20 protein-coding genes and 1 pseudogene are annotated in these 20341 nt (G+C 37.5%); 8 read left to right on the top strand and 13 right to left on the bottom strand.

What is annotated here, in order from left to right:
- Positions 1-76 precede the first annotated feature (76 nt).
- From MUW56_RS19825 to MUW56_RS19840, 4 genes are all read left to right on the top strand, one after another.
- Positions 77-589, top strand: a complete 513-nt coding sequence (locus tag MUW56_RS19825) for an FKBP-type peptidyl-prolyl cis-trans isomerase (RefSeq protein ID WP_292014817.1) — start codon at positions 77-79, stop codon at positions 587-589.
- A gap of 81 nt (positions 590-670) precedes the next feature.
- Positions 671-1708 carry a peptidylprolyl isomerase gene (locus MUW56_RS19830; protein WP_292015451.1) on the top strand — a complete coding sequence of 346 codons (1038 nt, stop codon included), beginning with the start codon at positions 671-673 and terminating at the stop codon, positions 1706-1708.
- 75 nt (positions 1709-1783) lie between these two features.
- Positions 1784-2371 carry a hypothetical protein gene (locus MUW56_RS19835; RefSeq protein ID WP_292014818.1) on the top strand — a complete coding sequence of 196 codons (588 nt, stop codon included), beginning with the start codon at positions 1784-1786 and terminating at the stop codon, positions 2369-2371.
- A 186-nt stretch (positions 2372-2557) separates the two neighbouring features.
- On the top strand, positions 2558-2779 hold the full coding sequence (locus MUW56_RS19840) for a hypothetical protein (protein ID WP_292014819.1): 222 nt from the start codon (positions 2558-2560) through the stop codon (positions 2777-2779).
- 85 nt (positions 2780-2864) lie between these two features.
- On the opposite strand, the gene MUW56_RS19845 is transcribed toward MUW56_RS19840, so the two are convergent.
- The 9 genes from MUW56_RS19845 to MUW56_RS19885 all read right to left on the bottom strand — a co-directional run bounded on the left by MUW56_RS19845 (position 2865) and on the right by MUW56_RS19885 (position 11942).
- The gene (locus MUW56_RS19845) at positions 2865-3110 is read right to left on the bottom strand and encodes a hypothetical protein (RefSeq protein WP_292014820.1); all 246 of its coding nucleotides are present in this window, start codon (positions 3108-3110) and stop codon (positions 2865-2867) included.
- A 536-nt stretch (positions 3111-3646) separates the two neighbouring features.
- The gene (locus tag MUW56_RS19850) at positions 3647-3835 is read right to left on the bottom strand and encodes a hypothetical protein (RefSeq protein ID WP_292014821.1); all 189 of its coding nucleotides are present in this window, start codon (positions 3833-3835) and stop codon (positions 3647-3649) included.
- A 58-nt stretch (positions 3836-3893) separates the two neighbouring features.
- Positions 3894-5252 carry a M20/M25/M40 family metallo-hydrolase gene (locus MUW56_RS19855; RefSeq protein ID WP_292014822.1) on the bottom strand — a complete coding sequence of 453 codons (1359 nt, stop codon included), beginning with the start codon at positions 5250-5252 and terminating at the stop codon, positions 3894-3896.
- A gap of 2 nt (positions 5253-5254) precedes the next feature.
- Positions 5255-6616 carry a M20/M25/M40 family metallo-hydrolase gene (locus MUW56_RS19860; protein WP_292014823.1) on the bottom strand — a complete coding sequence of 454 codons (1362 nt, stop codon included), beginning with the start codon at positions 6614-6616 and terminating at the stop codon, positions 5255-5257.
- 1 nt (position 6617) lies between these two features.
- Positions 6618-8021: a M28 family peptidase gene (locus MUW56_RS19865; RefSeq protein ID WP_292014824.1), complete on the bottom strand. Its 1404-nt coding sequence runs from the start codon at positions 8019-8021 to the stop codon at positions 6618-6620.
- A gap of 55 nt (positions 8022-8076) precedes the next feature.
- A complete protein-coding gene (locus MUW56_RS19870; protein WP_292014825.1) occupies positions 8077-9321 on the bottom strand; it encodes a DUF1015 domain-containing protein in 1245 nt (414 codons plus the stop codon).
- Between the two features lie 2 nt (positions 9322-9323).
- On the bottom strand, positions 9324-10289 hold the full coding sequence (locus MUW56_RS19875; RefSeq protein WP_292014826.1) for a D-2-hydroxyacid dehydrogenase: 966 nt from the start codon (positions 10287-10289) through the stop codon (positions 9324-9326).
- Positions 10290-10403: 114 nt separating this feature from the next.
- Positions 10404-11468, bottom strand: a complete 1065-nt coding sequence (gene serC, locus MUW56_RS19880; RefSeq protein ID WP_292014827.1) for a 3-phosphoserine/phosphohydroxythreonine transaminase — start codon at positions 11466-11468, stop codon at positions 10404-10406.
- A gap of 123 nt (positions 11469-11591) precedes the next feature.
- Positions 11592-11942 carry a 4Fe-4S dicluster domain-containing protein gene (locus MUW56_RS19885; protein WP_292014828.1) on the bottom strand — a complete coding sequence of 117 codons (351 nt, stop codon included), beginning with the start codon at positions 11940-11942 and terminating at the stop codon, positions 11592-11594.
- Positions 11943-12001: 59 nt separating this feature from the next.
- Here MUW56_RS19885 and MUW56_RS19890 point away from each other — a divergent pair, with 59 nt between their 5' ends.
- From MUW56_RS19890 to MUW56_RS19905, 4 genes are all read left to right on the top strand, one after another.
- Positions 12002-13036, top strand: a complete 1035-nt coding sequence (locus MUW56_RS19890) for an acyl-CoA reductase (RefSeq protein WP_292014829.1) — start codon at positions 12002-12004, stop codon at positions 13034-13036.
- 229 nt (positions 13037-13265) lie between these two features.
- Positions 13266-13724, top strand: coding sequence for a peptidylprolyl isomerase (locus MUW56_RS19895; RefSeq protein WP_292014830.1), 459 nt, complete (start codon positions 13266-13268; stop codon positions 13722-13724).
- Positions 13725-13760: 36 nt separating this feature from the next.
- The gene (locus tag MUW56_RS19900; protein ID WP_292014831.1) at positions 13761-14714 is read left to right on the top strand and encodes a hypothetical protein; all 954 of its coding nucleotides are present in this window, start codon (positions 13761-13763) and stop codon (positions 14712-14714) included.
- A 17-nt stretch (positions 14715-14731) separates the two neighbouring features.
- Positions 14732-15421, top strand: a complete 690-nt coding sequence (locus MUW56_RS19905; RefSeq protein WP_292014832.1) for a Bax inhibitor-1 family protein — start codon at positions 14732-14734, stop codon at positions 15419-15421.
- Between the two features lie 514 nt (positions 15422-15935).
- On the opposite strand, the gene MUW56_RS19910 is transcribed toward MUW56_RS19905, so the two are convergent.
- The 4 genes and pseudogenes from MUW56_RS19910 to MUW56_RS19925 all read right to left on the bottom strand — a co-directional run bounded on the left by MUW56_RS19910 (position 15936) and on the right by MUW56_RS19925 (position 20335).
- Positions 15936-16184, bottom strand: a complete 249-nt coding sequence (locus MUW56_RS19910; RefSeq protein WP_002980002.1) for a hypothetical protein — start codon at positions 16182-16184, stop codon at positions 15936-15938.
- The gene (locus tag MUW56_RS19915) at positions 16184-16492 is read right to left on the bottom strand and encodes a thioredoxin family protein (protein WP_292014833.1); all 309 of its coding nucleotides are present in this window, start codon (positions 16490-16492) and stop codon (positions 16184-16186) included. Before MUW56_RS19915 ends, MUW56_RS19910 begins: the two co-directional genes overlap by 1 nt.
- Positions 16493-16618: 126 nt before the next feature.
- Positions 16619-17251: a peroxiredoxin gene (locus MUW56_RS19920; protein ID WP_291937462.1), complete on the bottom strand. Its 633-nt coding sequence runs from the start codon at positions 17249-17251 to the stop codon at positions 16619-16621.
- A gap of 146 nt (positions 17252-17397) precedes the next feature.
- Positions 17398-20335, bottom strand: a pseudogene (locus MUW56_RS19925) (insulinase family protein).
- Positions 20336-20341 lie beyond the last annotated feature (6 nt).

The raw sequence follows: 20341 nt of genomic DNA on the forward strand, positions 1-20341 counted from the left end.
GTATTATTAATTTGTTTTTGAAATGCGATATAAGTTTTGTAATTGATTCACGAAATGTGTATTTTCGCAAATGTTTATGAAAAAAATAGTCTTCATATCAGTAGTCAGTCTGTTGAGCTGCAACAGAAATGCACAGACTGCCCATCCTCCGGTAGGAGGTGTTTTGAGCCAGAAGGATCTGGATGTTTCCAAGGAAAGGATGAAGAATCTGAATACAATAGAAAGGAAGCATATTCAGGAATGGATCAATGGACAATCTGTCAGATATTATCCAACTCGGCTTAATTATTGGGTAACAGTAGAAGGTTATGACCAAAGAGAAAAAAGAGCGGACAACAGCCTGATCTCATATTCTTATGATCTGTATGATTTTGACCAGACTAAGATCTATGATCAGCCTATTGAAAGAAGAGAGGCTAAATTTGGACATTTTGATGAACTGAAAGCGGTGGAGAATGCTTTGCGTTTCATCCGCGACGGAGAGGAAATAACCCTATTGGTACCGTCATCTCTGGCTTACGGAACCTTTGGAGACGAAAAAAAAATAGATAACGATATCCCATTAATCATAAAATTAAAAGCTTTATAATACATGAAATTGTTTAACAAGAATATAATTCTGGCAGCGGCAAGTATTTCGCTGATGAGTTGTACCCCAATTTATAAAAAAATGAACGTAGACAAAGAAACTTACGAAGGTCTTAATGACGGACTTTATGCAAATCTTCAAACCACAAAAGGTAACCTGATTGTTAAGTTTGAAGACAAGAAAGCACCAGTAACTGTAGCCAACTTTATCGGTCTTGCAGAAGGAAAAATCGATAACAAAGCTAAGGCTAAGGGAGTTCCTTATTATGATGGAACGATTTTCCACAGAGTGATCAAAGATTTCATGATCCAGGGAGGTGACCCTCAGGGAACAGGAATGGGAGATCCGGGTTATAAATTCGAGGATGAAAGAAACGACCTTAAGCACACCGGAAAAGGGATTCTTTCTATGGCGAATTCAGGACCGAACACCAACGGTTCCCAGTTCTTCATCACTGAAGTTGCTACCCCTTGGTTAGACGGAAGACACACGATCTTCGGAAAAGTGGTAAAAGGGAATGATGTGATCGATGCTATCGCTAACGTTGAAAAAGGAGCTCAGGATAAGCCTAAAACAGATATCGTTTTAGAAAAAGTTTCTGTTTTCAGTAAAGGTGACGAGTACAAAAACTACGATGCTGCTAAAACTTTCAACGAAGGAAAAGCTAAGATCGCAGAAAACAATAAGGCTTTCATCGCTAAAGAAGAAGCTGAAAGAAAGAAAAAAGAAGAAGAATTTAAAGCGAACCAGGAGAAATTGGTTGAAAGCTTAAAAGCTGGAATGCAGAAAACGGAATCCGGACTTTATTATAAGATCACTAAAACAGCTGACGGTAAAGCTCCAAAAGCTGGTGACAATGTTTCTGTACACTATGCTGGAAAGTTAGTAGACGGTACTGAATTCGATTCTTCATTCAAAAGAAATGAGCCTATCGAAATTCCAATCGGTATGGGAAGAGTAATCAAAGGATGGGATGAAGGGATTTTATTGTTAAAAGAAGGAGAAACCGCTACTTTACTGATCCCGCCGGCAATGGCTTACGGAGAAAGAGGTGCAGGAGGAGTTATTCCGCCAAACTCTTGGTTAATCTTCGATGTTGAGCTTGTAAAAGTAAAATAATTGAAATCTTTTTAAGAGATAAGGCTGCCCCGGAAAAGGGGTAGTTTTTTTTGTAAATAATTTTAATAATAATTGATGCAAATAAAATTAATCATATTCATAACTTCACTTTTTTCAATTTTATCTTTTGGCCAGACTAAAGAAGTTAATTATGAATCTGAGGTAAAAACAGATTTTACCACTTTTTTTGAAAATATAAAAGAAAAGGATATTGACAATGCAGTGAACTTTATTTATCCTAAATATTTAGCTGCGATAACACGAGAGCAAATGTTTAAAATCCTGAATCTGTCTTACAATAATCCTGCTTTTATGACGGATATTCAGCGTTTTAAAGTAGATCAGGTTGAAAAGCCGGAGCTGATAGGTAAAGAGTATTTTTCAGTAACTCACTATTCTTTCACAATGAAATTTAAAGTTGATTGGAAGGTAATTCACGATGCAGAACTTGTAAAAGAAAAAATGAATGAAGCGGTGATTTCCAGCTATGGAAAAGATAATGTTACCTATTTTAATAACGGAGATTATTATATAATCAATGCTCATAAGAAAGCATGTGCTGTTTCAACAGACCAGAAGGATTGGAAATTTTTAATTATTGAAAAAGAATACAGACCTGAACTTGTCAATATTTTACCAGAAAAAATTCTTGAAAAATTTTAGAGTTTACGGTATACACCAAACTGAAGCAGAGTTTTTGATGCTTTATAATGACATACTATCGATAAAAAAGCTGCCCATAAATGGGTAGTTTTTTTGTGTATTTAAAATACCGTATAAATACGGATTTCAGCAAAGACTTATTACTTCTATCTTTATCAATCACTTATGAAAAATAAATAAAAAAATATGTTTGATCTGGATTATTCGTTAATAAAGCAAGAAATTGAATCGGAAGTGTGTCAGGAACACGGTTTGCATCCGGAGTTTGTTAAAACAGAGGAAGGATTTGGAATAAGAGCCTGTTGTGATCCTTTCAGGATAGAATTAGTTCAAAAGTCTGAAAAAATGGTTGAGGAAGAAACAACAAAGATGTTTGAGAAAATAATGAAAGATCTGTTGAAAAAATAAATTTTGTACGATGTGATAATAAACTGCTATTATCAAAAAAACCGCCCCATCAGGGCGGTTTTCCAGTAAAATAAATAATTAAAAGTTATATGTTTCTGCCGGTTCTTTTCTTCATACTTGTTCCGGCTAAGGAACTGATGAATACAAGACCAAAACCGATATAAGCGGCAAAGGCGGTCAGATATATGATTAAGCTGTTTAAGCTAGGTTTTGAGGTATATACCAATACAGAAAAGGCAGCAAAACTCAACACCAATAGCAGGCTCCAGATATGCATTTTTGCAGCATCTTCATTTCTCTTAAAAATCATTTCAAAAAAATCTCTCATCATTACTAATATTTTAAGGGTTATACAATAATTTATATCCATAAGCAGCTGTCTTTCACGGTAAAAAGAATATATTCTTTTACTGGGCTAAGGTTCATGAAGACTTGCCATTTATTTATACGATGGTATCCAAAGCTTAAAGCCCGGGATAGATCAGTCAAATTTTAGAATCAGCTATGATTCATGGGTTGAAGATACCTCTTAGATACGGGGCATAAAAATGCTGTGAAAAATCAACCGAGGGCTAATTGATCACGTACCCGTATCTTTTACGGCATCGTAGAAAAAAAAGGATTCATATTGGCATATGAATTCGAATCAGTGGAAAACTGAAAATCCACAGAAAACCTTTTTTCTCATCTTTAGTGTTTTTTATAATTTTTTCTCGGCTTTTTACATGCTAATTTCATGCCAAAGTGATAATTATGCTATTAATCCTATGTTTTTATGGATTTTAATGTTTTTATGGATTTTAATTTATTGTTTTTCAGTATTTTAGGATATGGACAGATGCAAACAGGAGCCGGAAAAGAAGTATCTCAATGCGTTGGAACCTGGAAAGGCACTGTGGACGGAAGCCCTCTTACATTATTACCCGGCAGCATAGTGATGGTTCTAAGGCAGCCGTCCGGTTTTCTATAATGAATGCCGACGGAGAGGAATTCATACTTAATGAAAGTACCACCTATCGACTTCTCCGTCTGAATATGTGATAAAAAAGAACCCATAAAATCCTGATTTTCAAGACTTATATGGGTTCTCCTGTTTATCTGGGCTGATACTGTATTACCAGTTCTTATCAATCATGTAAATAATTTGGGTCATCGCTACAGCACCCAGTAAAAGCTCTCTCCGGTTGACCTTTTCAAAGGTGTCTTCTTCTGTGTGGTGGATATCGAAGTACCTCTGGGAATCCGGAATCAGCTCAGCAGCTGGAATTCCCATATCGTGAAGCGGGTAAAGGTCTGTTCCCGAGAACCTTTCGCTAAAGTTATAAACGCCGTAAGGAAGGAATAATTCTGACCAGCCTTGGATCTGTTTTCTTTTGGCTTCATCCATATCCAGGGCAATACCTCTGGGGGCAAAACCTCCGGCATCAGATTCTATAGCGAAAAGATGCTTTTCATTGTTTTCCTTTACGGTCTTGCCGTATTGTATACCGCCTTTTACTCCGTTTTCCTCATTGGCAAAGCATACCACTCTGATCGTATGATTGTTTTTAATTCCTAATTTTTTGAATGTCCTCAGTACCTCAATACTCTGAACAATTCCGGCACCGTCATCGTGAGCGCCTTCCCCGACGTCCCAGGAATCAAGGTGTCCGCCGACTACAATGATGCTTTGGTCCTTTTTACCTGTCATTTCACCGATTACAGAGTGGGAGAGCTTCTCACCTTTCATCCCGCAGTTGGAATTGAGTGTAGCGGTAATTTTCTGACTTTTCAGCAAAGCTTCCAATTCATCTGCTGTAGTACTTCCGATGGCTACGGCAGGGATTTTGGATATATTGTCTTCATAACGCATCGCTCCGGTGTGCGGAACATCGTCAAAAGCCGAAGACAGTGAACGGATGATGGCAAATTTCCCGCCCTTTTTAGCGGTTAAAGAAGCTGCGGTTACCCTGTATTTTGCAGCATCACTGTACCCTTTGAAGGTTTCAATAAATGACTGACTGAAAGGGTAGTTGAAGAAAACAATCTTATCTTTTACTTTCTCAGCAGGAAGCCGGTTGTATTCTTCTATGGATTTGACCATGATGATCTCTCCCGAAACATCTTTCCCGCCGGTTCCTTCAGAATTACCCAGGGAAAGCATTTTAAGACTTTTCCAGTTGCCGCTGGACGTTTTGATGTGTAATGATTCTTTACCTCTTTCCCAAACCGGGACCATTACTTCCTGAAGCCATACTTTATCGGCTCCGGCATCCCTCAATTTCTGTTCTGCCCATTTTACGGACTTTTCATAGGCTTCGGAACCGCTTAAGCGGTGGCCTATATTTTTAGTGAGCTCCCTGAGCTCGTTATAGCTCTTTCCATTGTTCAGGACCTCGGTAGAGATTTTACTGAACTGGATAGAATCTTCTTTGGTCTGGCCAAAAACTACCATTCCCAAAAGAAATAATGTTGTTCCTGCTATCTTTTTCATTGTTACCAATTTTTATCAATCATATAAATAAGTTGTGTCATTACGGCTGAACCGAGAAGCAGCTCTCTGCGGTTTACTTTCTCAAAAGTATCTTCTGCGGTATGGTGAATATCAAAATAGCGCTGTGGATCCGGAACCAATTCTGCAGTAGGAACTCCCGTTTCGTGGAGAGGAGCAATATCTGAACCTGAGTATTTTCCATCAAAGTTATAGACTCCATACGGTAAAAAAAGATTTACCCAGCTTTTGATCTGATTTCTTTTCATTTCATCCATTTCTAATGAGATGCCTCGCGGAGAAAAGCCTCCTGCGTCGGATTCAATAGCGAAAAGATGTTTTTCATGATGTTCTTTGACCGTTTTACCATATTGTTTTCCGCCCCTTGTTCCGTTTTCTTCATTAGCAAAACAGACAGCCCTGATCGTATGGTTATTTTTAATTCCTAATTTTTTAAAGGTTCTCAATACTTCAATACTCTGAACGATTCCGGCACCGTCATCATGAGCACCTTCCCCTACGTCCCAGGAATCGAGATGCCCGCCGACTACAATGACGCTTTGGTCCTTTTTTCCTGTGATTTCACCGATCACAGAGTGGGAGAGCTTCTCGCCTCTCATTCCGCAGCTGGAATTGAGTTTGGCAGTTATCTTCTGATCTTTCAATAATGTTTCCAGTTCATCCGCTGTAGTATTCCCGATGGTTACAGCCGGTACTTTGGCAATGCCTTCCTCGTAACGCATATTACCGGTATGGGGAACATCATCGAAAGCCGAGGACAATGAACGGATGATGGCAAATTTTCCTCCTTTTTTTGCTGTTAAAGAAGCTGCAGTTTGTCTGTAGGCCCCAGCTTCCCGGTAAGCAATAAAAGTTTGTACGTGGTCCTGGTTAAAAGGGTAATTGAAGAAGACGATCCTGTCTTTTACCTTTTCGGCAGGAAGCTTTTCATATTCATCCAGGGATGTAACCATGATGATCTCTCCTGAAACATCTTTTCCTCCCGTTCCTTCAGAATTACCAAGGGAAAGCATTTTAATATTCTTCCAGTTCCCGTTGGAGGTTTTGATGTGTAATGATTCTTTACCTCTTTCCCAAACCGGGATCATTACTTCCTGAAGCCATACTTTATCTGCTCCGGCATCCCTCAATTTCTGTTCTGCCCATTGTACAGACTTTTCGTAGGCTTCGGAACCGCTTAAGCGGTGGCCTATGTTTTGGGTGAGCTCCTTCAATTCAGCGTAGCCTTTCCCGTTATTCAGAATTTCTGTGGAGATTCTGTTAAACTGTATGGAATCCTCTTTGGTCTGACCGGATAAAAAAGCCATTCCAAGCGTTAGTAATGATAGATTTACGATTTTTTTCATGTTACCAGTTTTTATCGATCATGAAAATGAGCTGTGTCATAGCGACAGCTCCCAAAAGAAGCTCTCTTTTATTGACTTTGTCGAAGGTGTCTTCCACGGAATGATGATAGTCAAAATAACGCTGGGTATCTACGACCAATTCAGCTAATGGAATATCCAGTTTTTTTAATGGAGAAATGTCCTGTATGGCATAGGTCTGGTCAAAATCATAGATTCCATAAGGAAGGAAATAATTTTTCCATTCAAAGATCTGTCTTCTTCTTTGAGGAGGCATATCTAATGAGAATCCTCGTGGCGAGTAGCCTCCGGAATCTGTTCCTAAGGCAAAGATGTGCTTTTCGTCCTTCTTTTTCACATACGCAGCATACATATCTCTTCCCTGGCCACCATTTTCACTGTTGGCATACAGAACAACCCTGATGGTGTGATTATTGGCAACACCAAGAGCTTTCAATGTTCTCAACACTTCGATACATTGGGCTACCCCTGAGCCGTCATCGTGGGCACCTTCTGCAAAATCCCAGGAATCAAGCTGTGCGCCCAGAACAATCACTTTAGCATCTTTATTCCCCGGAATTTCTCCAATAATATTCTGATTAATGGCTTCGCCTTTGGATTCGGCGGTCATATTCAGTTTTGCCGTTACTTTTTGTTTTTTTAGCAGCTTTTCAAGTTCGTCCGCTGATTTTACGCCGATGGTGGCTGCGGGAATTCTTATCCTGTCATCCGGCTCATAATAAATCATTTTTGCATGAGGAGTATCGTCAGAAGCTGTAGTTAATGATCGTATAATTAAACCTTTTGCACCTCTCTTACCAATTACGGATGCTGACAGCAATTTGGATTTGGCCGTAATAAGATAGGAATCAACCGTGTTGACAACTCTCTGGTCAATAGGAGTATTCACAAAAATGATCTTGTCTTTTAGCTGTGCGGAAGTCAGGGCATTCAGCTCTGCGATATCGTTGACCAATAAAAGTTCTGCGGTAAGGTCTTTTCCCCCTGTACCCTCGGAATTTCCAAAGGACAGCATCCTGATATTCTTCCACTCTCCGTTTCCGGATCTGATCTGCAGGGATTCTTTACCTCTTACCCATACAGGAACTTTTACATCCTGTTTCCATACATTTTCTGCACCGGCTTCTTTCAGCTTTCTCTCGGCCCATTCTGAGGCTTTTGTATAGCCCGGAGTAGCGCTGAAACGGGGTCCGATACCTTTGGTGAGCTCGGCAAGGTTTTCGTAGGCTGTACCACGGGTTAAGATTTCGTCTGAAATCTTTTTAAATTCATCCTGATAATTGAATTTAGCGATGGCCCCTTTTTTTACCGGATTTTTATGTGGTTTTTTTTGAGAAAATAAAAATCCACTCAAAAAGAGTGGAAGTATAATGAAGATTTTTTTCATTTATTATTTACCTTTCTTTTTCCAATGATAAAAGTAGGGAAAAAATAGGAATTTATTAAGGTTTCATATCATACATTAATAAAGCGGTAACCAATTTAGGCTCAATAAATGTACATTTCGGAGGCATGCTTAATTTTAAGTCTGAAATTTTGATCATATCATTGAAACTTACCGGATAGATTCCAAAGCCTACCTTACCTTCTCCGCGGTCTACCTTTTCTTTTAAGATATTGATTCCTTCAAGATTAGATGTTCCTTTAACATAAGAAATTAACTCAGAACTATCGGGGTCTTCAATCTTTAAAATATCTTTGAAAATATATTTATCCAAAAGGTGGTGATCAAGATTGTCCAGAGACATTTCTTTGGAACGAAGATCGTGTTTTACGTGAAGCGAGTAGAACTTGCCGTCCAGATACATGGAAATATGGAATTTCTGAGAAGGGTAGTATGGCGTTTCTCCTTTTTCGTGAATAAGGAAATATTGATCCAGTGCTTTCAGAAAGTCTTCCCCTGAAATACCGTTCAGATCATGTAAAATCCTATTGTAGTCATGAATTTTAATGGACTGATTGGAAACGATGAAACTGTATACAAAATTATAAAGTTCTGTACCGTTGTGCCTTTTGTTCTTCTCTTTGTGACGTTTTGCATTCAGGGCGGTAGAGCCAATTCTATGGTGCCCGTCAGCGATGTAAAATGAATCGATCTGATCAATTACTTCTTTAAACTGCTGGAGCTTCAAACGGTTGTCTATTCTCCAGATCTTATGTCTGATGCCAATGGAATCAATGTGATTAAAAATAGGAACATTTTTTTCCTCATGGTTCATCAGCAGCTCAATTTTAGAATTGGCAGGGTAGGTAAGCAATACCGGCTCAGCCTGCAGGCTCACTTTTTCAAGGTAATGGGCAAGTTTTTCCTTTTTCTGAGGGATGGTGCTCTCATGTCTTTTGATTTTTCCATTCCAGAAATCTTCAATACTGGCCAATCCCAGAAGTCCTCTGAAAACCTGTTTGTTGGGGTATATTTGCTCATAAAGGTAATAGGCAGAACTGTCCTGAACCAGTTTTTTTTCGTCCAGAAGTTCTTCAAATGTAGAACGGATCTTCCTCAGATTCCGGTCAATATCTTTGGATTTACTTACAACATAAGGTTTAATCATATTGATGTAAGTATTTTCAACTTGAGCCTTCTCTGCAATCTCTTCCTGGGTGAAATTATCCAGCGGGTGTGTAGGGAAAGTACTCTCGAAGTCTCTATGAGGTCGTATTCCACGGAAAGGTTTAAAAACAGGCATATTTATCTTATAGTTTCTTTTTGTAACTTAATAATTTGTTCAGCAAGCTCGACTCCGATTTTCTCTTGCGCGTCCACTGTGCTGCCTCCTACATGGGGTGAAAGTGATAATGCAGGATTCATTAATAAAGGCAGTTCCGGGCTCGGTTCATTTTCAAAAACATCCAGTGCCGCTCCCGCTACTTTCCCTGATTCTATGAAATCAATCAGTGATACTTCATTGATCACGCCGCCTCTTGCTGTATTGACAATATAGACTCCGTCTTTCATTTTTTCAAACTGAGGGGTATCTATAATATATTCATTTGTTTTCGGAGTATTGATACTGATGAAATCCGAATTTCTAAGGAATGCATCCATATCATTGGTGGAAGTGATTTCGAAACTGACAGACTGTCCGTCAAAGAAATCCAGGCTGAGAACTTCAGTTCTGGGACTTCTTGTCAGAACCTGTACTTTCATTCCTAGGGCAATTCCTATTTTAACGACTTCCTGGCCGATACTTCCAAATCCAATAACTCCTAATGTTTTTCCTGAAAGTTCATAAGCATTGCTGAATGACTTTTTCATGGCATTGAAATGGGTTTCGCCCTCTAAAGGCATCAGCCTGTTTGACTCGTGAAGAAATCTCGCCAATGAAAAAAAATGTCCGAAAACCAGTTCTGCCACAGATTTTGAAGATGCTGTAGGAGTATTGATGACTTTAATTCCTTTGCTTTTTGCATATTCAACATCAATGTTATCCATTCCGATGCCTCCTCTTCCAATAATTTGAAGACCGGGACATGCATCGATCAGATTTTGTTTTACTTTCGTTGCGCTTCTTACCAGAAGAACATCCACGTTATTATCGTTGATAAATTTAATAACGTGATCTTGGGCCACTCTATTGTCCAGGATCTCAATTCCGGCTTTTTTTAAAGCCTGTTCCCCTGCTTTTGAAATTCCATCGTTTGCTAAAACTTTCATGTGTTATTTTATTATAGACGTTAGATCTGAGATCTTAGAAGTGAGACGTTAGAGTCTGAAATCCGGGATCTGTTACCTATTAATCTTTTTATTTTTTCGGTCGCCTAATATAAGTTATTTTATCGACTTCATTACATCGACTAAAACCTGTACGCTTTCAATAGGTAAAGCATTATATAAGCTTGCTCTGTAGCCGCCTAAGCTTCTGTGACCGTTAAGTCCGCTGATGCCCGCTGCTTTCCACGCATTGTCAAATTCTTCCTTCTTGCTCTCATCTGTGATTTTGAAAGAAACATTCATTAATGAACGGTCTTCTTTTACACAGAAGGTTTCAAATAGCGGATTGTTGTCGATCTCATCATATAGAAGCTTGGCTTTTGCTTCATTTCTCTGTTCTGCGGCTGCAATTCCTCCATTGTTCTCAAGATACTGAAGAGTCAGCAAAGAGGCATATATTGGAAATACCGGCGGAGTATTATACATCGACTCTTTAGCAATATGCTGAGAGTAGTCTAGCATAGACAACATATTTTCTCTTCCGGTTTTACCAAGAATTTCTTTTTTGATAACAACTAGAGTTACTCCTGCGGGTCCCATATTCTTTTGAGCCCCTGCATAGATCAGATCAAATTTTGAAAAATCCAGCTGTCTTGAAAAAATATCAGAACTCATATCACATACCATCAGGGTGTCCACTTCAGGGAAAGTTTTCATCTGAGTCCCATAGATGGTGTTGTTGGAAGTACAGTGGAAATAATCGTAGTCTGACCCTACCGTATACCCTTTAGGAATGAATGAGTAGTTTTCGTCTTTTGAAGATCCTACCACATCTACCGTTCCTAATTTTTTTGCTTCTTTAATGGCTCCGGCTGCCCATGTTCCGGTATCCAGATAAGCTGCTTTACCGCCTACTTTCATCAGGTTGTAAGGAACCATTGCAAACTGCATGCTGGCGCCACTTCCCAGATAAAGTACTTCATAGTCATCACCAAGATTCATTAACCTTTTTACAATAGCACGTGCTTCGTCCATTACAGCAACGAAATCCTTGCTTCTGTGCGAAATTTCAAGAAGTGATAACCCTATTCCGTTAAAATCTAAAATAGCCTGTGCTGATTTTTCGAATACTTCTTGGGGTAAAATACATGGTCCTGCGCTGAAGTTGTGCTTTTTGTTCATATTTTATTTTTTTGGTTGAGGCAGAGAACTAACTCCCTGCGATTCATTTTTATTTTTAACTGAATTCTTAGAATTTATGGTTAAAAAAACCGCCTCACAGATGATGAGACGGAATTTTTTTTTTTATTCTCCGTGTAAGAATGCTTTTTTATCAAGCAGAGATTCTTCGGATTCTTCATGATCTTCATCAGGAACGCAGCAGTCTACCGGGCATACAGCCGCACACTGAGGTTCTTCATGGAATCCTTTACATTCCGTACATTTATCGGTTACAATGAAATATACATCATCACTTACCGGTTCCTGTGGTGCATCTGCATCTACAGTAAGTCCTGACGTCATTGTTACAGTGCCTTTAAGGGCAGTTCCGTCAGAAGCTTTCCAATCTACAGCTCCTTCATATATCGCATTATTTGGGCATTCCGGCTCACAGGCCCCACAGTTAATGCATTCATCAGTTATTTTAATAGCCATCGCTAATTTTTTTTAAATTTGCACAAAATTACAAAATATTCCCCAATTTTACAGTAATTATGAATACCGAAAATCAAGTTTTAGGACTTATTAAATTAAGTGGTTATATAAAAGCGTTTTTATCGAAGAAACCGGAGCAGTATAATGAAGATGATGCTGATATTGAATTATTATTAAAAAGATCTGAAATAGAAAACCCGTGGTTTACCATTGATAATCAGAAATTTGCTTTGCAGCAGTGGGCGGATTTATTGACCAAGGAAGGTCTTACTGCCTGGATTGAAAATTATTCAATTTCTAAAATTTCAAAAAGGGTAGGGCTTATTTTGGCTGGAAATATTCCGTTGGTGGGATTCCATGATGTGATCTCTGTCGTTTTAAGTAATCATATCCCTGTGATCAAACTGTCTTCAAAAGATAAATGCATGATTCCGTTTTTACTGAAAAAATGGGCTGAGTTTTCAGATGGCGAGGTAAAGTTTGAATTTGTAGAAAGGTTAGAGAATTTTGATGCGGTGATTGCTACAGGAAGCAATAATACCGCCAGATACCTGGAGTATTATTTCAAAAATCATTTGAGCATTATCCGTAAGAACAGAACTTCTGTGGCTGTCTTAAAAGGAGATGAAACGGAAGAAGAACTACAGCTTTTGGCGAAGGATATCTTCCAGTATTTTGGATTAGGATGCAGAAATGTGACGAGGATCTATATTCCACGGGATTTTGTAATCGACCGATTGTTTGAAAGCTTTATAGGATTTCAGGATATTATCAATCATAATAAGTATGCTAACAATTATGACTATAACAGGGCTGTATACCTTTTGAACCAGGAAAAATTCTGGGATAATAATTTTGTGATGCTGAAAGAGGATGATAAACTGTTCAGCCCGCTTTCTGTGATCCATTTCAGCAGATATGACTCATTGGAAGATGTTAAAAATTGTATTGCCGAAAATGAAGAAAATATCCAGTGTGTGGTTGCTAAAGAAGATTTAGGACTTGATTCCATTCAGTTTGGAGAAGCTCAGCATCCCGGTCTTGATACTTATGCGGATAATGTAGATACGATGAAATTTTTAGAAGTTGTGTAATCTGAATTTGAAATAAACTTAATTTTAACAGAAAGATGTATCATTTTTCTATCCTATCCTAACTGTTTGTGAAGGGAATATTCTTGTACACCATGCTGAATGAAAAACCTTGCCAATGTAAAATAGGTGAAACCGGTTAGAATAAATAGTTTTTATCGTATGCTTTACATTTTTGATTATTTAATTCTTTGTATCTTCAACAATTAATTATTTAAATCAACAAAATTATATGAAAAAAATATTTCTTGCATTAGCAGTTTTCACTATTCAGCTTGGGTTTTCACAAAAAGTAACAAGCCTGAAGATAGAAAAGAGTGATAATAAAGAACTGTCTGCAGAATTGGATAAAGATAAAATAGCGCTCTATAATAGCAATTTTTTCAAATTCATAGCAGCTTTAAAATCTTCTGACAAAAAAACAATGGAAGGACTGCTTTCTCCAAAAGCAAAAGAAGTTGTTACAGATGTAGTTTATAAAAAGCTTTCAGCAGATATTGACTTTAATAAAACCCTTGAAGTTTTCAAATCCGGGTACAAATCTACGATGGATGGAAAGATCTATCCCATGATCCAGTATAAATATTCTGATGATAAATCCTCAAATCCTCAAAATATAGTCACTGCTGTGTTTGAAAATGATGGGAAAATATTGGGTATAAAACCAAAACATAAAGAAGTGAAGAAATAAATTCACTTACTTACCATAGGAAAATAACCAATACCCATGAAAATAAAGATCGTAAGTCTTCTTTTTTTGAGCCCGTTTTTTTTCTCACAAAATCTTATTCAGGTTGATATTGAAGGAAAAAAAATAACGGATTTCATTAAAGTTGAAAACAAATTAGGGAGTAAAGTTTACACTCCTGATTCAGAATATGTTTCTGTGAAGCCGGTTCTTCAGCCCTTTATTTTTGAAAGAAAAGAGAAAGAAATTCCTAATCTTTTAGTATCTTATACTCCTTATAAAAAAGATTCTGTTATTGCAGAAATTCTCTATGAATGGGATGTTTCTCATTTTGAAAAAAATGATCATATCAAAAAGCCGTTGAGTTTTAATAAAGCAATGATCAAAAAATATCAGGAAATTGTAAACGAAGTTTCTAAAAAATATGGGAAAAGTATACAAGAAGGCAGTTTAGAAGATCTCAAACTTCTTAATTTTGAAAACGGGCTGAGGAGAAGTGATCACTGGAAAATCAGTGATCATATCAATGTACATTCTTATGTTACTTTATCTGAGTATTACAAGAATAATGGAATGGTTACAATTCCCACGGTGCATAGAATAAGAATGTATGTGTCTAATGAAAAAGAAGAAAAGGGTATAGGAGATGAAGTCTTAAGTAAAGAAAAGATAAAATTTTTCGATGAAGAATTTTTTAAACTTGCCAGTCAGCTGAGAGCCAGGAAGTTTGATGAATCCAGAAATTTTCTTTCTGAAAAAATAAAAAATTCAGCAACGGATGAAGCTCTTGACAAATTGGTTGAAAATATTCATTTTAATAAAAAGATTGAAGTTTTTATGACAGGGTATCAGCGTATTGGTGATGGCGATTATTATCCAATGATTCAATATAAATACTCAGACGTATCTAATCCTCCAAATGATATTATAGCTGTTATTTTTGAAGAAAATGGAAAAATATTAGGGATAAGACCTATGAAACAAATTAAATAAATTAAAAAATATAAATTATGAAGACAGATGTTTTAGTCGCTCATTCCTCAGAAGTGGAGAGAGCGGATTTTTACAAGAAGACGTATCTGCACGTTGCTTTATCAATCCTTGCATTTATTGGAGTGGAAGCGATTTTGTTGAGAACGGTTCCGGTAGAAATTATTGCCATGATGTTTGGACAAAAATATACCTGGCTGTTAATTATCGGGGTGTTTTGGCTGGCATCAATTTTAGCTTCCAAATGGTCGCTTTCACAAAGTAAATCAACTCAGTATCTAGGGTTAGGATTTTATATCTTACTGGAAGCGGTTATTTTCATGCCTTTGCTTTTTATTGCTGTTAATATGGCGGGCGGAGCTAACGTGATCTTTCAGGCAGCAACCCTAACGGTGGCTATGTTTGCCGGTATTTCTGCGGTGGCTTTTACTTCTAAAAGAGATTTTTCTTTTTTAAGAAATATTATTGTAATCGGAGGCTTTATTTCAATCGGGCTAATTGTTGGCGGAATGATATTTGGCTTCAACTTAGGACTTTGGTTTTCAGTGGGGATGGTGATCCTGGCTTCAGCATCAATTTTATATCAGACAAGCAAGTTAAAAGACTTATATGGTACCGGACAGTATGTGGGAGCAGCATTACAGCTTTTTGCTTCTATCATGCTTTTATTCTGGTATATTTTAAGCATTTTGATGAGCAGAAGAAACTAATGGCATGCTGATCATTTAAAATAAATAATCCTGGTGAAATTCGCCGGGATTTTTTATTTTTTGCCATGGATGCAAGAATTTTCTTACTCATAGCATTGAGATTCAGCATCAATAGGAATGGGTTTAGCCCGCTATCTTTTTCCAATCTCTTCCAGGAGCTTTAGCTAACACTTGAGCTTTATTTTTTTACAGTCTGCGAGAGGGAATTTGTTTGGCCGGAATACAGGATTATGCTTGGCCGGATGGTCCCGCCGGTAAGGTGATCTGTGATATCAGAACAAAACAGGAGGCGTTGGTTGATGTTGAAAATGTAAACCCAAAAAATCCTGATGACATTTTCATCGGGATTTTAATTGGATATTCTTTATTACTATTAATGCTGGTTACAGCCTCATATTGAAGCGATACTCTCAGCTGAAAAATACGTATTAAAGAATAGGGAAGTATAGCCATGAGGAGAACCTCAGGTATTTTGTGTTTTTATAATCTTTCAATTATGAATAACTGCAAGATATTATTTGTCGATCGATCCTAAAACCTTTTGAGCAAAAGAATTTAAAGCATCTTTTTCGCTCATCCCGTTTTGTACGTTGGCGTGAACTTCCAAGGCTCCGCAGATATTGGTGATCAGCTCTCCTGCCACATTCAGGTCCTCTTCGCTTGTTCCTCTGAATTCACAGAAACTTTCCAGAACTTCTAATGTTTTTTCTAGGTTTTCAGGAGTCTGGTTTTGATAAAACTGTCTGATTACTGGTAATTTCATTATGATAATTCGTTAAAAAGGTTAATTAAACTTTCTGCCTGGTTAGACTGAACCTGGTTTACCAATTCACCGTTTTTAAAGATGGCGAAAGTAGGCAGGTTGTCTACTTTTGCTAATTTTCTGCTTTCAGGAAGCTTCTCAGCATCTACATATAAAAATGGAATAGATTCATTTTCAGATGCTAATTTTTTGAATTTAGGCTTCATGATTCTGCAGTTTCCGCACCATGTTGCGCCATACTGAACAACTACTTTTTCGTTGTCATTCACAATATTCTGTAATGTATCTTCGGTTAATTCTGTGTACATGATAATAATTTGAAAATTTGTTAATTGAAAAATGTGCCAATGTTTATTAAAGAAGAAAATGAGATAATTTTATATAATCATGTGATTAATTCTCAAATTATCTCATTTTCAAATTACCACATTATATTAATTCTTAGCTAAGTATTCTGCTGTAGAAGTTCTGTCAGCTTTCATAGCGTCTTTTCCTTCTTCCCAGTTGGCAGGACATACTTCACCGTGTTTTTGAACGTGCGTGTACGCATCGATCAATCTTAAGAATTCTTTTACATTTCTCCCTAAAGGCATATCATTTACCGCTTCGTGGAAGATTTTTCCTGTTTCGTCGATAAGGTAAGTTGCTCTGTAAGTTACGTTAGAACCTGTGAACGTTTCATTTCCTTCTTCATCGTATTCGAAATCCTGGTCTACGATTCCTAAAGTGTTTGCCAATTGTCTGTGAGTATCAGCTAAAAGCGGGTAAGTAACCCCTTCAATCCCTCCGTTATCTTTTGGGGTATTCAACCAAGCGAAGTGTACCTCGTTTGTATCACAAGATGCACCGATTACTTTAGTGTTTCTTTTTTCGAATTCACCTAAAGCCTCCTGGAAAGCGTGAAGTTCAGTAGGACAAACGAAAGTGAAATCTTTCGGATACCAGAATAAAAGAACTTTTTGTTGGTTGTTTACTGCTTCATCAAGGATGTTAATTCTAAGATCGTCACCCATTTCAGACATTGCGTCAATTGTTAAATTTGGGAATTTTTTTCCTACTAAAGACATAATTTTCTGTTTTTATATTTAATTTTCTAATGCAAATATAGGAAAGATTCATCTATCGAACAACTTATTTTCAATAAATAAAATCTATAATTGTTTTTGACTCCTTGTTCAATAAGAAAGCCCTGGATTCAGGGCTTTTGTTTATTTTAATAACCAAATATTTCAGTTAAGTTGAGTTTTTTCACCTCACCTAATTTCTGCATATCGGCTTCATTTACTTTGTCTTGAGAAGCGACAAGGCAATATGTATAATTTTTGTTCTTCATTTCCTTGTCATGGAAAGTATTGATGTCTGCAAAAGACAATTTGGGTGCCTGCTCGTAAACATTCTTTCTCATGTCAAAGTCGTTTCCAAGTTTCTGAGACTTCAGATAAGAAAAGATAATCCCGTCATGTGTAATTCTTTCAGAAGCGATAGATTTTTTCAATCCGCTTTTGGCTGTTTCAAACAGCTGTTCAGATTTTGGCAAGGCGGTCAGAAGTTCATTCATCGCGGTAGTAGATTCGTTGAACTTGTCCGCTTGAGTACCTACATAGGCCATAACCATATCTTTATCTGTTTTTTTTCCCGGAAGGGCAAAATAAGAATACGTAGAATAGGCCAGTGCTTTAGACTCTCTGATCGTCTGGAAAACAATAGATCCCATGCCGCCTCCGAAATAATTATTGAATAAACTTACGGTAGGAGTGATGGATGGGTTATACTGGTCAGCATTTCTTACCCAGAAAATTTCTGCCTGTACCATATCATAATGGGCAAACAACACTTTGTTTTTATCAGTAGGGATCTGAGCAAAAGTTTTAGACTTAGGAAGATCTTTTAGGGTTGCAGGAAGTTTGTGGACAGGTTGTAAAGAGGCTACCACTTCGTTTCCTGATTTCGGACCGTAATACAATACTTTATGCTTGAAATTGAACAGGTCGTGAAGTACATTAATAAGATCTTCTGCTTTTAATGCATCAAGTTCAGCATCGCTCAATACATTGTTGAAAGGATTCTGTGCGCCATACTGTGCGTAACTTCTCAGTCCGGCCATGATGGTTCCTTTATTTTGCTTCGCATTCGCTCTGGCTTTTTTCAATCTTGTTTTGTAAGCGTCAAGAGCGGTCTGATCTGCCTGGCAGTTTTTAATCAAATCTTCAAATAAAGCAATTGTCTTATCAAAGTTTTCATTTAAACCTTCAAGTGATACATAAGTTTCTTCATTACCTGCCCCTACATTGAAACTTGAAGCAAGTTTATAGAATTCTTTACTGATTACTTCTGAAGATTTGTCTTTAGTTCCCAAATACTGAAGATATTCTGCTGCTATAGGAAGAATTTTGTTGTTCCATTTTCCGGAATCAAAGTGATAGTACATTCTGAACAGAGCGTTGTCTGTATTTTTTACAGAAAGCACATCTACCTCAGCTAATTTGTTTTTAGCGATGTCTTTGTCGTAATTCAACCATACCGGAGCGATTGCATTTTCAGGCATTTCATCGATCTTCTTAAGGAAGGGAGACTGGTCCTCTCTGTTTACTGAAACAGGAGTGATTGTGGGTTTGTCGACCTTTACGATGCTTTTATCTTCCCCTTTTCTTTTATTAACAGCTACATAGCTATTGTTTTGCAGGTATTTGGATGCAAAATCCATAATATCTTTTTTGGTGAGATGCGAAATTTCATCCACATATTCCAAAGTTACTTTATGGTCTACATCAGACGTAAACTCATCCATAAAAATACTTGCTCTTGAAGAGTATTTCTCGTCTTTTTGGATGATGTTTTTCTTTTCGTTGTTGACAATAGACTGGATCAGATCATCAGAAAATTCTCCTTTTCTTAATTTGTCGATTTCCTGAAGCAACAGATTTTTTACTTCATCCAGAGACTGTCCTTCAGTTGGTTTTCCTTGTAAAAGTAACACTGAATAATCTTTTAAAGCATAAGAACCTGCATATGCGCCCAGTAATTTTTGTTTTTTAACCAGATCAAGGTCAATCAATCCAGCCTGTCCGTTGGTAAGCATGTTTCCAACAAGGTTCAATAATCTGGCATCTTTGGTAGACGCTCCGGGGAATCGGAAACCAAGCATTACATTTTCAGGATTTGGCCCAAAAACTTCTTTAATAACAGGAGCCGTGATGGGCTTTTCCTGTCCGATCTTATATTCAGGAACCGTTTTAGACTTCATATAGGAGAAAGCCTTGTCTATTTTGGCGATCACTTCATCCGGATTAAAGTCTCCGGACATGATGATTCCCATATTATTAGGAACATAGTAGCTGTCGTAGTAATTTCTGATGGCCTGAAGAGAAGGATTTTTCAAATGTTCAATAGTTCCGATTGTCGTCTGCTTTCCATAATTGTTATTAGGGAAAAGATGAGCAAACATGGTGTCGAAAACTTTATCTCCATCATCATCAAGAGATCTGTTTTTTTCTTCATACACCGCTTCAAGCTCTGTGTGGAAAAGTCTGAAAACCGGCTCTCTGAATCTTTCAGCCTGGACAGCAAGAAATTTGTCAAGAACATTGGATGGCACATCTTCTGTGTATACTGTTTGTTCAAAGAAGTGAAGGCATTGGTTCCGTCAGCTCCCATACCAGCCATCATTTTGTCGTATTCATTCGCAATTGCATATTTGGCAGCCTCCCGGAAACCTTGTCAATCTCTTTGTAGATCTCTTTTCTTTTAGCTTCATCCTTGGTTTGGTTGTATTTCTCGTAAAGGGCATCAATCTGGTCCAGAAGAGGCTTTTCTTTAGTCCAGTCTTTAGAACCAAACTGATTGGTTCCTTTGAAAAGCATATGCTCCAGATAATGGGCAAGACCCGTGTGGTCTGCAGGGTCAGTTTTACTTCCTGCTTTTGTAGCAATATACGTTTGTATTCTTGGGTCTTTATTGGTTGGGCTCAGGATAACTGTTAACCCGTTCTTTAAGGTATAGTACCTTGCTGAAGTAGGGTCATTGGTAACGTATTTGTACTTGTAGCCATTAGAATTACCTTCTTTCCATTGGAAATCCTGGCCAAAAGCATATCCTGCAAAACTTGCAGCGGCAATACTTGTTGCGATGGTTAGTTTTTTTAACAGATTCATGTTGTG

The organism is Chryseobacterium sp. (assembly GCF_022869225.1).
Lineage (GTDB): Bacteria > Bacteroidota > Bacteroidia > Flavobacteriales > Weeksellaceae > Chryseobacterium.